At 62.7% G+C, this 13,498-nt stretch carries 12 protein-coding genes and 1 riboswitch; of the genes, 7 read left to right on the forward strand and 5 right to left on the reverse strand.

Translation table 11 applies throughout. The features are described 5' to 3' along the window. Positions 1-2: 2 nt before the first annotated feature. Positions 3-1,010, reverse strand: a complete 1,008-nt coding sequence (locus X757_RS146085) for a LysR family transcriptional regulator (protein WP_023669640.1) — start codon at positions 1,008-1,010, stop codon at positions 3-5. Positions 1,011-1,304: 294 nt separating this feature from the next. Between X757_RS146085 and chvE the strand changes: the two genes are divergently transcribed. The 5 genes from chvE (at position 1,305) to X757_RS146060 (ending at position 7,042) form a co-directional block, all read left to right on the forward strand. Then, on the forward strand, positions 1,305-2,375 hold the full coding sequence (gene chvE, locus X757_RS146080; protein ID WP_023681943.1) for a multiple monosaccharide ABC transporter substrate-binding protein: 1,071 nt from the start codon (positions 1,305-1,307) through the stop codon (positions 2,373-2,375). Positions 2,376-2,527: 152 nt separating this feature from the next. Next, complete coding sequence (gene mmsA, locus X757_RS146075) at positions 2,528-4,060, forward strand: multiple monosaccharide ABC transporter ATP-binding protein (RefSeq protein WP_027049369.1); 1,533 nt, start codon at positions 2,528-2,530, stop codon at positions 4,058-4,060. After that, positions 4,057-5,343: a multiple monosaccharide ABC transporter permease gene (gene mmsB / locus X757_RS146070; RefSeq protein ID WP_023669637.1), complete on the forward strand. Its 1,287-nt coding sequence runs from the start codon at positions 4,057-4,059 to the stop codon at positions 5,341-5,343. Before mmsA ends, mmsB begins: the two co-directional genes overlap by 4 nt. Before the next feature lie 202 nt (positions 5,344-5,545). After that, positions 5,546-6,541 carry an AraD1 family protein gene (gene araD1 / locus X757_RS146065; protein WP_023726828.1) on the forward strand — a complete coding sequence of 332 codons (996 nt, stop codon included), beginning with the start codon at positions 5,546-5,548 and terminating at the stop codon, positions 6,539-6,541. Positions 6,542-6,568: 27 nt separating this feature from the next. Then, positions 6,569-7,042, forward strand: coding sequence for a hypothetical protein (locus X757_RS146060; protein ID WP_156933447.1), 474 nt, complete (start codon positions 6,569-6,571; stop codon positions 7,040-7,042). Here the strand turns inward: X757_RS146060 and X757_RS146055 are convergent. Both X757_RS146055 and X757_RS146050 read right to left on the reverse strand, forming a co-directional pair. Continuing rightward, the gene (locus tag X757_RS146055) at positions 7,036-7,806 is read right to left on the reverse strand and encodes an ABC transporter substrate-binding protein (protein WP_023688688.1); all 771 of its coding nucleotides are present in this window, start codon (positions 7,804-7,806) and stop codon (positions 7,036-7,038) included. The genes X757_RS146060 and X757_RS146055 overlap by 7 nt on opposite strands. Positions 7,807-7,907: 101 nt before the next feature. Next, positions 7,908-9,002 carry a 2'-deoxycytidine 5'-triphosphate deaminase gene (locus X757_RS146050; protein WP_023699517.1) on the reverse strand — a complete coding sequence of 365 codons (1,095 nt, stop codon included), beginning with the start codon at positions 9,000-9,002 and terminating at the stop codon, positions 7,908-7,910. A gap of 140 nt (positions 9,003-9,142) precedes the next feature. Further along, positions 9,143-9,220, forward strand: a riboswitch (SAM riboswitch). Between the two features lie 57 nt (positions 9,221-9,277). On the opposite strand from X757_RS146050, the gene X757_RS146045 reads away from it, so the two are divergent. Then, positions 9,278-10,468 (forward strand): O-succinylhomoserine sulfhydrylase, encoded by a 1,191-nt coding sequence (locus X757_RS146045; protein WP_023669633.1) that lies wholly within the window; start codon positions 9,278-9,280, stop codon positions 10,466-10,468. A gap of 11 nt (positions 10,469-10,479) precedes the next feature. Here X757_RS146045 and X757_RS146040 read toward each other — a convergent pair whose 3' ends face one another. Then, the gene (locus X757_RS146040) at positions 10,480-11,631 is read right to left on the reverse strand and encodes a ceramide glucosyltransferase (RefSeq protein WP_023726830.1); all 1,152 of its coding nucleotides are present in this window, start codon (positions 11,629-11,631) and stop codon (positions 10,480-10,482) included. A 221-nt stretch (positions 11,632-11,852) separates the two neighbouring features. Here X757_RS146040 and apaG point away from each other — a divergent pair, with 221 nt between their 5' ends. After that, positions 11,853-12,245, forward strand: a complete 393-nt coding sequence (gene apaG, locus X757_RS146035; protein WP_023681948.1) for a Co2+/Mg2+ efflux protein ApaG — start codon at positions 11,853-11,855, stop codon at positions 12,243-12,245. 185 nt (positions 12,246-12,430) lie between these two features. Here the strand turns inward: apaG and X757_RS146030 are convergent, their stop codons facing one another. After that, positions 12,431-13,462, reverse strand: coding sequence for an Hsp33 family molecular chaperone (locus tag X757_RS146030; protein WP_027049368.1), 1,032 nt, complete (start codon positions 13,460-13,462; stop codon positions 12,431-12,433). Positions 13,463-13,498 lie beyond the last annotated feature (36 nt).

Here is a 13,498-nt window from a genome sequence, read left to right on the forward strand (position 1 = left end):
TCCTATCCCACCTCCCGCAAGATAAAATCGTGCAGCATCTTGGCTGCCGGCGACAGGACGCGGTTCTTCACCGTGATCAGGCTGTAGGGGCGGACCTCGATGTCAAACTCGGTCTGGACGACATCGATGGCGCCGGCGAGACCGTCGGGGTTCTGGATGAATTTTGCCACCTGGATCGACACCGGGGCGATGGCGTCGGACTGCGCCACCATGACCAGTGTGAGCAGCAGGGACGAGGTGTTAAGGATGCGGTCCGGCAGGGCGATGTTGCGGTTCAGGAAATTGCTCTCCATCGCCTGGCGCAGCGGCGACCCGCCCGACTGGAACACCCAGTCGAAGGCGGCGGTGTCCTCCAGCCGCACCGCCCTCCCATTGTTAAGAGGATGGCCATTGCTCAGCGGGTGGCCGCGACGCACGATCAGGCAGGCCTTCTCGACGCCGATGACACGGGATTCGAACAGCCGCGGATTGAGGTCTTCGGGAACACGGGCTATGATGAAATCATGGCGCGTGGCGATCAGTTCGCGCGCCAGCACATTCGACGTCTCGACCTGCATGGTAATTTCGATGCGCGGATAGAGGCGGCGTATCTCGCGGATCGCCGGGACCGCCAGTTCGATCGCCGGCGCCGTCACCGCGCCAAGGAACACCGAGCCGCCCTTGCCGGCCTTGAGCTCCGATATTTCGCGGTCGGCCTCGCGCATTTCGAGCAGGATCGAGCGCGCGCGCCGGGCCAGCGCCTTGCCGTAAGGGGTGAGTGTGATGCCGCGCGGCAGCCTTTCGCAGAGCTTCACCTCGAGCACCGCTTCCATCTCGGAAATCATGCGCGAGGCCGCCGGCTGCGAGATGTTCATCACCTGGGCGGCAGCACTCACCCGACCGTGATCGTCGAGTGCTGCGATCATGCGCATGTGACGCAGGCTCAAGCCGCTACGCAGAAGTGTCTCGCCATCGCCCGGCAATTCATCGTAACCGCTTGAAATTCCCTGAGGACCTCGTAAAGCCGCCATGCCTTTTCCCGCTTCCGCCACTGTTCCAGCCCGGTTTAGTCATATACCGGTTTTGGTATAGCAACCACCGAAGATCGCATTTGACAGTTATGGCAAAGGGTCACACTTTCGCGCGTCCTCAAGACTTGACGGTCGATGACGAGCAAAATCGTATCGATTTAAATCAAGACGGAGGGCCGATTGGGAGGATACCGGAGATCGATTATGACGGCGGCGGCGCTTTGGCGCATCCGCCCGACTGCGCGGCCCGCGAAGCCCCGAGGTGTCGCGTCCATCAACCAGGGAGAGTTTTACGTGAAAATCATCAAGACACTGGCCGCCGTCGCGGCCCTTGGCATCGCTGCCATGACCTACTCGGCGCACGCAGCCGACAAGGGTCTTGTCGGCGTGCTGATGCCGACCAAGACCTCGCAGCGCTGGATCAATGACGGCGATGCCGTCAAGTCCCAGCTCGAAGCTCTCGGCTACACGGTCGACCTGCAGTACGCGCAGGACGACATCCCCAACCAGCTCAGCCAGCTGGAAAACGAAATCACCAAGGGCCCGAAGGCGCTGATCATCGCTTCGATCGACGGCACGACCCTGTCGGACGCGCTGCAGAAGGCCGCTGACGCCGGCGTCGTCGTCGTCGCCTATGACCGCCTGATCAAGAAGACCGCCAATGTCGATTACTACACCACCTTCGACAATTTCGGCGTCGGCGTGATCCAGGCGAACTCGCTGGTCAAGGGCCTCAAGGAGCGCTTCCCGAACACCAAGCCGTGGAACGTCGAACTGTTCGGCGGCTCGCCGGACGACAACAACGCCTTCTTCTTCTACAACGGCGCAATCTCGGTGCTGCAGCCGCTGATCGATGACGGCTCGATCAAGATCAAGTCCGGCCAGACCGGCATGGACAAGGTCGGCACGCTGCGCTGGCTCGCCGCCACCGCCCAGGCGCGCATGGACAACCTTCTGTCGGCCAACTACTCGGACGGCAGCCGCGTCGATGGCGTTCTGTCGCCCTATGACGGCCTGTCGCGCGGCATCACCGCTTCGCTGCGCGCCGTCGGTTACGGCACCGACGCCCAGCCGTGGCCGATCGTGACCGGCCAGGACGCCGAGACCGCTTCGGTCAAGCTGATCATCACGGGCGAGCAATACTCGACCGTGTTCAAGGACACCCGCGAACTGGCCAAGGCCACCGTCGAACTCGTCGACAAGGTGCTCTCGGGCGGCAAGCCGGACGGCCTGGATGAAAAGACCTACAACAACGACGTCAAGGTCGTTCCCTCGATCCTTTTGACGCCGCATGAGGTCGACAAGTCGAACTACCAGGCACTGGTCGTCGACTCCGGCTACATCAAGGCCGACGAACTGAAGTAATCCGTTTAGAAAGACAGGGGTCCTGCGCGACGCAGGACCCCTTTCCGTTCACAAGCGACCCCGGTATTGTTTCTACCGGACTTAGTTTGCGTGCATGTCGTTGTCTCAAACCGCAAGCAATTTTGAGCGACATGCAACAGGAGGAGCTTGCCCTGATGACGACGATTTTGGAGATGCGCGACATCACCAAGACCTTCCCCGGCGTGAAGGCGCTGTCGAACGTCAACCTCAGCGTCGAAGAAGGCGAGATCCACGCCGTGGTTGGCGAGAACGGCGCCGGCAAGTCGACGCTGATGAAGGTTCTGTCGGGCGTCTATCCCGCCGGCACATATGACGGCCAGATCATTTTTCAGGGTCAGGAATGCCAGTTCAAAGGTATCCATGACAGCGAACACAAGGGCATCGTCATCATCCACCAGGAGCTAGCGCTGGTGCCGATGCTGTCGATCACCGAAAATATCTTCCTCGGCAACGAAAACGCCCGATACGGCGTCATCGACTGGGATGCCAACGAGGCGCGCACCGCTGCCCTGTTGAAGAAGGTGGGCCTCAAGGAGGACCCCAAGACACTGATCACCAATATCGGCGTCGGCAAGCAGCAGCTGGTCGAGATCGCCAAGGCGCTGAGCAAGGACGTCAAGCTTTTGATCCTCGATGAGCCGACCGCGTCGCTCAGCGAGAAAGACAGCCAGGCGCTGCTCGATCTTCTGCTCGAATTCAAGCGGCAAGGCATGACCTCGATCCTGATCTCGCACAAGCTCAACGAGATCAACCGGGTCGCCGACAAGGTAACCGTCATCCGTGACGGGCGCACCATCGAGACGCTGGCCAAGAAGGATATCTCCGAAGACCGCATCATCACCTCGATGGTCGGCCGTTCGCTAGACGACCGCTATCCGCCGCGCGAGCCCAAGATCGGCGAAGTCGTGTTCGAGGTGAAGAACTGGTCGGTCTATCACCCGCTCCATGCCGAGCGGCAGGTGATCAAGGGCATCGACATCAATGTGCGCAAGGGCGAGGTGGTCGGCATCGCCGGGCTGATGGGCGCCGGCCGCACCGAATTCGCCATGAGCCTGTTCGGCCGCTCCTATGGCCGCCGCATCACCGGCGAAGTGCTGCTCAAGGGCAAGCCGGTCGATGTCTCCTCGGTAAGCAAGGCGGTCCAACACGGCATCGCCTATGTCACCGAGGACCGCAAGACCTACGGCCTCAACCTCATCGACCATATCAAGCATAACATTACGCTGGCCAATCTCGACGGCGTGTCGCGCCACAGCGTGATCGACGACATGCGCGAACTTGCGGTCGCCAACGACTATCGCAAGAAGACCAATATCCGTGCGTCAAGCGTCTATCAGATGACCGGCAATCTTTCCGGCGGCAACCAGCAGAAGGTGGTGCTGTCGAAATGGTTGTTTGCCGACCCTGACGTGCTGATCCTCGACGAGCCGACACGCGGCATCGATGTCGGCGCCAAGTATGAAATCTACACGATCATCGCGCGCCTTGCCTCGGAGGGCAAGGCGATCGTGGTCATCTCGTCGGAAATGCCGGAATTGCTGGGGATTACCGACCGCATCTACGTCATGAACGAAGGGCGCATGGTGGGCGAAATGCCCGCGGCGGAAGCAAGCCAGGAAAAGATAATGCGCGCCATCGTCCGGGGAGAAGGAAAAGCAGCATGAGCACCGAAAGCGCCCCCGCCCCGCAGGGCAACGTCGCCGACGAACAGCGCCCGCGCATCGCCGTCTCGGCGCTGGCGACGAATTTACGCGAATACGGGCTGATCATAGCCCTGATCGTCATCATGCTGTTCTTCCAGTTCACCACGTCGGGGACGTTGTTCAAGCCGGTCAACCTCAGCAATCTGGTGCAGCAGAACTCCTTCATCATCGTGATGGCGCTGGGCATGCTGCTGGTGATCGTATCGGGCTATATCGACCTCAGCGTCGGATCGGTCGCCGGTTTCATCGGCGCGCTGGCGGCAAACATGATGGTCATCTGGCAACTCGGACCGCTGAGCAATCCGCTGGTGGTTTCGATCGTCTGCCTGGTCGCGGGTGGCCTGATCGGCGCCGCGCAAGGGTATTGGATCGCCTATCACCGGATACCGAGCTTCATCGTCACGCTGGCCGGCATGCTGATCTTCCGCGGCATTTGCCAGGCGTTGCTTGGCGGCGGCTCGTCGGTGGGTCCGCTTCCCGACGACTTCAAGATGCTCAGCTCCGGCTTCATCCCGGATGTGATCGGCCCACTGACGCTCGTCCCGCCGGTCGTGAACGCAGCCGGCAAGACCATCATGGGCAGCGGCGTGACCCTGCACATGACGACGGTCGTGCTGGGGCTGATCGCCGTGCTCGCCTATGCCTATTTCGGGGTCCGCACCCGGCGCAAACGAGAACGCCATGGTTATGAGGCCGAGCCCTTCACCCTGTTCGTGGTCAAGACGCTGGTCGCCAGCGCGCTGGCGCTGTTCCTGGTCTATGAGTTTGCCAGCTACCGCGGCCTGCCGGTGGTGCTGCTGGTCATGGGCGTGCTGATCACGCTGTTCGTCTTCGTCACCAAGCGCATGACCATCGGGAGGCGCATCTACGCCATGGGCGGCAATCCCAAGGCGGCGCAGCTGTCGGGCATCAACACCGAGCGGCTGACGCTGATGGTGTTCATCAATATGGGCGTGCTGTCGGCGCTTGGCGGCCTGATCATCGCGGCTCGTCTCGGCCAGGCGGTGCCGGCGGCGGGTCTCGGCTCGGAGCTCGACGTCATCGCCGCAGTGTTCATCGGCGGCGCCTCGGCGATGGGCGGCGTCGGCCAGGTCATCGGGGCAGTCGTCGGCGGCTTCATCATGGGCGTGATGAACAACGGCATGTCGATCATGGGCGTCAATGTCGACTGGCAGCAGGTGGTCAAAGGCCTGGTGCTGCTCGGCGCCGTGATCTTCGACGTCTACAACAAGAACAAGGCCTGACAAGCTTCAGGCGAGGCAAGCAGGAGGCATACGGTCGCGGCGCAGCCGGCAAGTTGTCGGCACAAGAAGTCCCCCGAGGGATGGAGCTCGCGAGCGCAATCCGGACGAAGAGTTCAACCCGTGGCGCGGCGAGGTCCGAGCCGCGCAGGTCAAGGTTTGCCAAGGGGCAACCCGGCCAAGGCACATGAGAGAGGATTTCATCATGCTAATCTCCCAGATCCTCGACGACGCCGAGACCATCCGCGTCGTCGCCCGCAATGGCGGCGGCAAGACCAGGATCATCAACGGCGCCCGCAGCGTCTATTCGCTGGCCATGGAAGCCGCGCGCACCGGAACGGCCCTCGCCGCGCTGATCGAGCGCAAGGGGTTCGGTGAAGCGATAGACCTCGACGCCGTCTACAAGAAGGGCCGGCTGGTGTCCCCGATCAACCATCCCGATCCTGCGCATCTGCATCTGACCGGCACCGGCCTGACCCATCTCGGCTCGGCGGCGACGCGCGATTCCATGCACAAGAAGCTCAGCGATGGCGGCGAGGAGCAGCTTACCGATTCCATGAAGATGTTCCGCATGGGGCTCGAAGGCGGCAAGCCGGCCAAGGGCCAGACCGGCGTGCAGCCGGAATGGTTCTACAAGGGCAACGGCACCATGGCGGTGGCGCCGGGCGCCGCACTGATGTCGCCGGCCTTTGCGCAGGACGCCGGCGAGGAGCCGGAAATCGCCGGCATCTATGTCATCGGCGACGACGGCGCGCCGTTCCGCGTCGGCTTCACGCTGTCGAACGAGTTTTCCGATCATGTTACCGAGCGGGTGAACTATCTGTTCCTGGCACATTCCAAACTGCGCAACGCCTCGTTCGGGCCGGAAATCCTGATCGGCGACCTGCCGGCCGACGTCAGGGGCTCATCGCGAATCTATCGCGACAGCAATTTGCTGTGGGAAAAGCCGTTCCTGTCGGGCGAAGCGAACATGTCGCACACAATCGCCAATCTCGAACATCACCACTTCAAATATTCGGCCTTCCGCCAGCCGGGCGACGTGCATGTGCACATGTTCGGCACGGCGACGCTGTCCTTTGCCGACGGCATCAAGACTCAGGCTGGCGACGTGTTCGAGATCGAGGCCGGGGATTTCGGCCTGCCGCTGCGCAACCCGCTGGAGATTGAGCAGCCGGTTAAGGTGGCGGTGAAGGCGCTTTGAGGCAGCATCACAATTTGGGAGCCGGAAATGAACGGAATGCGGCTTGTCATTGTGTTCACGGGCGTGGCCCTGTTCCTGACCCAACCGTCGGTGGCCTTTAGCGCCGGCCAGTGCAGCCCGAAGTTCTATCGTGAAGCCCGTTTGCCGATGACGAGCCGTCTTCTGGCAACCGGCTATTCGAAAGCCCAGGTGAGCTTTCTGATGCGCAACACGGATCACATGACATCAGCGCTTCGCGGCGACAGGCTGAACAACAATGGCAAGGTCTGCGGCATCGACTCCGCCAAGGCCCATGTCCTCGGTTGCCTCGACAAGCAGTTGTTCCCGTTGAAGCGCGGCTCAAACGCTTCGCTCGACGAGGTCAAACTGACCGAAGGCTTTTGGGGCAGGAAACGTTTGGCCGCACGCGAACTGCTGTCTATCGGCCATTTTCATGCCTGCCTTTGGCGCCGCGAAAGAGTATCTCTTTCGCGGCTGACGCCGGCGGACGGGACTCAATAAATATCGAAATCGAAATACTTGGCCTGGATCTTCTTGTAAGTGCCGTCGGCGACGATGGCGTCTATCGCCGCATTGAGCTTGTCGCGAAGTGCCGTGTCCTCCAGGCGGACAGCGATGCCGGCTTGCGTCTCGGTGCCCTTGACGTCACCGACAAGCTTGCAGCAGCCGTCGCTCGCCTTCTTCAGCCAGTCCATCAGCACGAATTTGTCGGAGATGACGGCGTCGAGACGGCCGTTCTGCAAGTCGGTGATCGCCTCTTCCTGGGTGGGGTAGAGTTTCGCCTCGGCGCCGGCCTTGCCATAGGCGTCCTGCGCATAGTCGGCCTGGGTGGTCGAGGCCTGCGCGCCCACCGTCTTGCCGGCAAGGGCTGCCGGTTCGGTGGAAGTGAGGTCGCTGTCCTTGGGCGCCACCAGCGCCAGCGGCGTCGTGTAGTATTTGTTGGTGAAGGCGACCTGTTTCTTGCGCTCCTCGGTGATGCTCATCGAGGCGATGATGGCGTCGAACTTTTTCGCCTGCAGCGCCGGGATGATGCCGTCCCAGTCCTGGGTGACGATCTCGCACTCGACCTTCATCTGCGCACACAGCGCATTGGCAATGTCGATGTCGAAGCCCTCGATCTTGCCGTCCGCGGTGATGGTGTTGAAGGGCGGATAAGCGCCCTCGGTGCCGATCTTCAATTTCTCCTGCGCCTCAGCCAGCGAGCCGGCCGATATCACCAGCATGGCAGCGCCCGCTGCCGATATGATCCATCTTGAAATCTGCATTTTGGTTCCCCTTGCGCGCCGTTCTCTTGCCGGCCACCGAAAGGCAGCCAAGCATGGTGAGGCAGCGCAGGCAAGTATTTTGCCTGACGGTGATCGAAGGTTCAGCCGGCGGGGCGGAAATGCTTGGAGAGCTTGAGGCCTTGCGCCTGGTAATTCGAGCCGAGATCGGTGCCGTAAAGCGCCTGCGGCCGCTTCAGCATGTGTTCGTAGACCAGCCGGCCGACGATCTGGCCGTGGTCGAGGATGAACGGGACTTCGTGGCTGCGCACTTCGAGCACCGCCCGGCTGCCGGTGCCGCCTGAGGCCGAATGGCCGAAGCCCGGATCGAAGAAGCCGGCATAGTGAACACGGAATTCGCCAACCAGCGGATCGAAGGGCGTCATCTCGGCGGCGTAGAGCGGCGGCACGTGCACGGCTTCGCGGCTGACCAGGATGTAGAACTCGTCCGGGTCGAGCACCAGTTCGCCGGCGCCGCTCTTATAGAGCGGCTCCCAGAAATCGACGGCATCCTGGGCGGCGCGCTTGTCGACATCGACCAAGCCGGTGTGATGCTTGCCGCGATAGCCGACCAGGCCGTTCTGGTCGCCGTCGAGATCGATCGACAGCGCAATGCCGCCGCCGGAAATGTTGGGCGGCTCGGTCGCCACCAGCATCTCGGCGCGGTGCAATTCGTTCAGTTCTGCCTCCGACAACAGCGCGTTGCCGGTGCGAAAGCGGATCTGCGACAGCCTCGATCCGGCGCGTACGACGATCGGGAAGGTGCGCGGACTGACTTCGAGATAAAGCGGCCCGTGATAGCCGGGGGCGATCTTGTCGAACTCATGGCCGCGATCGGTCATCACCCGGGTGAAGATGTCGAGCCGGCCGGTCGAGCTCTTCGGGTTGGCCGAGGCCGACACGTTTGCGGGCAGCGCCAGGCTTTCGAGCAGCGGCACGATGTAGACGCAGCCGGTTTCCAGCACCGCGCCCTCGGCGAGACTGAACTCATGCAATTTCAGCCGGTGAAGCTTGTCGGCCACCAGATGATCGGGACCCGGCAGGAAGGAGGCGCGCACGCGAAAAGCCTTGTCGCCGAGCCTGAGATCGAGGCTCGCCGGCTGCACCTGGTCGACATCGAGCGCGCGCGGCGACTTGAGCGCGCCGGACTGAAACAGCGCGGAAATGTCCTGATCGGGAAGAATGCCTGTCTGCCGCAAAAGGCTGGCTCCGCTCCAAGGTCGGTCTCTTTGTGGCAGGTTCTTGCCGCAAAACCGCTGGATATCATTGCGGAACCTGCCTGGTACAAACCTCTTAATGAAGCCGGCAATTGACGCAAGCGCAGGTGAGGTCTAAAGGGTCGTTATCCCGTGGTGATTTGGCCGGTCGGCTTGCAGCCACGTTAAACAAGTCGCTAAAGGACCGTCGGGCCGCAAGGCCATATGGACCGGTTGCGACTTTCGCGGCCGGTTTTTTTGTGTCTGGAACAAAAGCGATGAGCACCAAGAAGCGTAACTGGAAACCTCAGACCGCACTCGTGCACGGGGGAACGCTGCGTTCCCAGTTCGGCGAGACGTCCGAAGCGATGTACCTCACCCAAGGCTATGTCTACGAGACGGCGCAGGCTGCCGAGGCCCGTTTCAAGGGCGAGGAGCCGGGCTTCATCTATTCGCGCTATGCCAACCCTACCGTCGACATGTTCGAAAAGCGCATGTGCGCGCTGGAGGGTGCCGAAGATGCGCGCGCCACGGCGTCCGGCATGGCGGCGGTGACGGCAGCGCTCCTGTGCAGCGCCAAGGCCGGCGACCATATCGTTGCGGCGCGCGCGCTGTTCGGCTCCTGCCGCTGGGTGGTGGAGACGCTGGCGCCGAAATACGGCATCGAGGCAACGCTGGTCGACGGCACCGACATCGCCAACTGGGAAAAGGCGGTGCGGCCGAACACGAAACTGTTCTTCCTGGAAAGCCCGACCAATCCGACGCTGGAAGTGGTCGACATCGCAGCGGTGGCGGCGCTCGCCACCTCGATCGGCGCCAGGCTGATCGTCGACAATGTCTTTGCCACGCCCTTGCAGCAGAAGCCCTTGCAGCTCGGCGCCCATATCGTCGTCTACTCCGCGACCAAGCACATTGACGGCCAGGGACGCTGTCTCGGCGGCATCATCCTGTCGGACAAGAAATGGATCGACGAGAATTTGCACGACTATTTCCGCCACACCGGCCCGAGCCTGTCGCCGTTCAACGCCTGGACGCTGCTCAAGGGCCTGGAGACGCTGCCGGTTCGGGTGCGCCAGCAGACGGAAAGCGCGGCCAAGATCGCGGATTTCCTGGCAGGACGGCCGGAAATCGCCCGCGTCATCTATCCCGGCCGCGCCGACCACCCGCAGGCCGACATCGTCAAGAAGCAGATGACGGGCGGATCGACGCTGATCTGCCTCGACGTCAAGGGCGGCAAGCAGGCGGCCTTCGCCTTGCAGAACGCGCTCGACATCGTGCTGATCTCCAACAATCTCGGCGACGCCAAGAGCCTGATCACCCATCCGGCGACCACCACGCACAAGAACCTCAGCGACGAAGCTCGCGCCGAGCTTGGCATCGGGCCGGGAACGCTCAGGCTGTCGGTCGGTCTTGAGGATACGGACGATCTGCTGGAGGACGTTGCGCAGGCGCTGAAGGCCGCCGGATAGGCCGCGAGGCGTCACGCTCCCGACGAAACCTCTTCCAGTTCGGCCGTCTTGGTGCCGATGGTCATGATGTTGCCGCGCCAGTCGACGGCGCCGCTCAGCCAGCCGCGCGCCCAGATGGCGGGAAGCATCATGTCGCGCACCATCATCGCCGGGACCATGCGCAGCGACAGGTGCCAGCCCTTGGCCGCGGCCAGCGCGCATTCGGGAATGTAGGCCGCCGTCAGCACGGCCAACACCGTGGCCGGCAGGCTGATGCCGGCACTTGCGGCCGCCACCAGCGCCAACGCCAACGGCACGGCGACGCCGGTCAGGATCTCGGGTGCGAAAAACAGCGGGAAAGTGACGCGGCGCAACCGCGCCCAGCGCGCCTGGCGCGACCAGATGTCGGCAAGTCGGCGCTGCCCCAGTGGTTGCTCGAAAGGCGAGGCAACGAGATTGACGTGCAGGCCCAGTCCGTTGACCAGCTTGGTTGCAGCAGCATCCTCGGCGATCTCGGCGGCCAGCGCGCGGATACCGCCATTGGTATCGAGCATCGGCTTGTTCCACAGCATGCTCTTGCCCTGGGCAAAGCCGAGACCGAGCGCCTCGCCGGCATATTGCCAGCGCGCCTGCAGCGTGTTGAGGAACGCGCATTCGACCTCGGCCCAAAAGCCATCCGGCCGAGAGCCGATCGGCGTCGAGCAGATAAGCCCGGTATTGGTCCGCCAGGCCGCCATCAGGTGCTGGACGTAATCCCTTGGCATCAGCACGTTGGAATCCGCGAGAATAACCCAATGATAGAGCGCCGCTTCCCAGCCCTTGACGCAGTTGTTGAGCTTCGGGTTGCTGCTGACGCGGTCGTCGCCGATCAGCAGCCGGGCCGGCACGTTGGGAAACAGGACGATCGCCCTGTTTATCAGTTTGACGACGGGATCGTCGGCGTGAGCGACGCAGAAGATCAGTTCGTAGCGCGGCCAGTCGAGCGAGAAGGCTCGCTGCAGCGTCTCTTGTGTGAACGGCTCCACGCCGCGCGACGGTACGACGATCGAGACCGGTGGCTGCTCGTCGGACGGCGGAGGGATAAGGCGACGCGCTTGCAGTTTCGACGAAGCAAGCAGGATGCTGGCAAGATTGGAAAGAAGCAAAGCGGAGGAAGCGAAGGCGGCTGTGAGAGCTAGTTCCATGAGATCTGGTCACTCCGGAAAGGCCGCTCGCGGCTGCTTTGTCAGTCGACAGATGGGCCTTGAGTCGCCGGCAAGGTTTGCCCACACCAACACTGTCATGTGTCACTTAAATGACATTGTTTGTCGGCACCTCCGCTTTGAGGCTGGCAGGACATGCCGTTGTGCGCGTATCAAACCGCATAGCGCGACAAATGTTCCTTGCCGCGCAACCGGAGCAGCCCATGTATCGCGCCGTCACGCGCAACATCGAAGTGCAGGTCAGACCGTTCTACCTGGAGGACCGCTCGGACCCGGCGGAGAACCGTTATGTCTGGGGCTACCAGGTGACGATCGACAACCAGTCGGACGATTTCGTGCAGCTTATGTCGCGTTACTGGCACATCACCGACGGCAGCGGCCGGATCGAGGAAGTGCGCGGCGCCGGCGTGGTCGGCGACCAGCCTGAGCTCAATCCCGGCGACAGCTATCAATACACGTCAGGCTGCCCGCTCTCGACGCCCTCCGGCTTCATGGTCGGCCACTACACCATGCGCAACAAAAAGGGCGAGACGTTCGACGTCGCTATTCCCGCGTTTTCGCTGGATCTGCCGGGGACGCGGCGGACGGTGAATTAGGGGTTTTCTCCCCATCTCTATACGGGGAGAAATGCCCGGCAGTGCAACGAGGGGCGCCGCCGGACTCATGAGGTTATCTTCCACGCACATGACGCAGGCTATGCGCGGCCATTCACCAAAGTTCGCGCTGCCCCTCATCCGCCCTTCGGGCACCTTCTCCCGTGAACGGGGAGAAGGAAGAGATGCTACTGAGCTGCAAACTCCGCCGGGTCGAAGTCGTACTGCTTCGAGCAGAACTCGCAGGCGACGTGGATGCCGCCATCTTCGGTGCTGTCCTTGATCTCCTGCGCGGAAAACCCCTCGAGGATGCCGCGTATCTTGTCCCTTGAGCAGGAACATTGGTCGGCGACCGGCACGCCGCCGAAGACGCGCACGCCATGTTCGTGGAACAGCCTGTAGAGCAGCCGCTCGGCGCCGATGGTCGGGTCGATCAGCTCGGTCGGCTCGATGGTGCCGAGCAGCGCCACCAGCTCGCGCCACGAATTGTCGGCCGGCTCCTGCGTCACGTCACGCGGATCGCCGTCGCCGCCCGAAATGTCCGGCACGCGCATGCGCTCGGGTGACTGCGGCAGGAACTGCGCCAGGATACCGCCGGCGCGCCACTGCTCGCGCGCACCGCCGGGGCCGGGCGTCAGCAGCTTGGCCACCGACAGCCGGAGGTCGGTCGGGATCTGCTCCGACTGGCGGAAATAGGTGCGCGCGGCGTCTTCCAGCGTCTCGCCGTCGAGCTGGACGATGCCCTGATAGCGCTGCGTGTGCGCGCCTTGGTCGATGGTCAGCGCCAAAACGCCGCTGCCCAGCAGCGTCTGCTGCGAGGTTTGGCCTGCGGCCACCAGGGCCTCCAGCCGGTCGGCATCGAAGCGCGCATAGGCGCGCAATGCCGAGGGCGTGGAGAAATCCGCGACCAGCATGTCGACAGGCCCGTCGGTGCGGGTCTGCAGGATGAACTTGCCTTCAAATTTGAGCGAAGTGCCGAGCAGCACCGTCAGCACACAGGCTTCCGCCAGCAGGCGGGCGACCGGCTCGGGATAGTCATGACGGTTGAGGATGGCGTCGAGCATCGGCCCGAGCTGCACGGTGCGGCCGCGCACGTCGAGCGGGCCTACCTCGAAGGGCACGACATGATCGTCGCCGGCATAGCCGAACTCGCCGAGTTTGGGGTGATGTTCAGTCACTTGATGCGTTTCCAACATGACAAAGCTCCAGGGCGCGGCCATGCGGCCCGGAGGGGTGCATGCGTCCAAACGCGCTTG

It is taken from the genome of Mesorhizobium sp. LSHC412B00 (assembly GCF_000503035.1).
GTDB lineage: Bacteria > Pseudomonadota > Alphaproteobacteria > Rhizobiales > Rhizobiaceae > Mesorhizobium.

Bases quoted from the DNA above. Each gene is read 5' to 3' on its own strand.
- araD1 (WP_023726828.1), top strand. From the start codon at position 5,546: ATGCTAATCTCCCAGATCCTCGACGACGCCGAGACCATCCGCGTCGTC.
- X757_RS146030 (WP_027049368.1), bottom strand. From the start codon at position 13,462: ATGGCCGCGCCCTGGAGCTTTGTCATGTTGGAAACGCATCAAGTGACT.
- X757_RS146085 (WP_023669640.1), bottom strand. From the start codon at position 1,010: ATGGCGGCTTTACGAGGTCCTCAGGGAATTTCAAGCGGTTACGATGAA.
- X757_RS146060 (WP_156933447.1), top strand. From the start codon at position 6,569: ATGAACGGAATGCGGCTTGTCATTGTGTTCACGGGCGTGGCCCTGTTC.
- X757_RS146045 (WP_023669633.1), top strand. From the start codon at position 9,278: ATGAGCACCAAGAAGCGTAACTGGAAACCTCAGACCGCACTCGTGCAC.
- mmsB (WP_023669637.1), top strand. From the start codon at position 4,057: ATGAGCACCGAAAGCGCCCCCGCCCCGCAGGGCAACGTCGCCGACGAA.
- X757_RS146055 (WP_023688688.1), bottom strand. From the start codon at position 7,806: ATGCAGATTTCAAGATGGATCATATCGGCAGCGGGCGCTGCCATGCTG.
- X757_RS146040 (WP_023726830.1), bottom strand. From the start codon at position 11,631: ATGGAACTAGCTCTCACAGCCGCCTTCGCTTCCTCCGCTTTGCTTCTT.
- apaG (WP_023681948.1), top strand. From the start codon at position 11,853: ATGTATCGCGCCGTCACGCGCAACATCGAAGTGCAGGTCAGACCGTTC.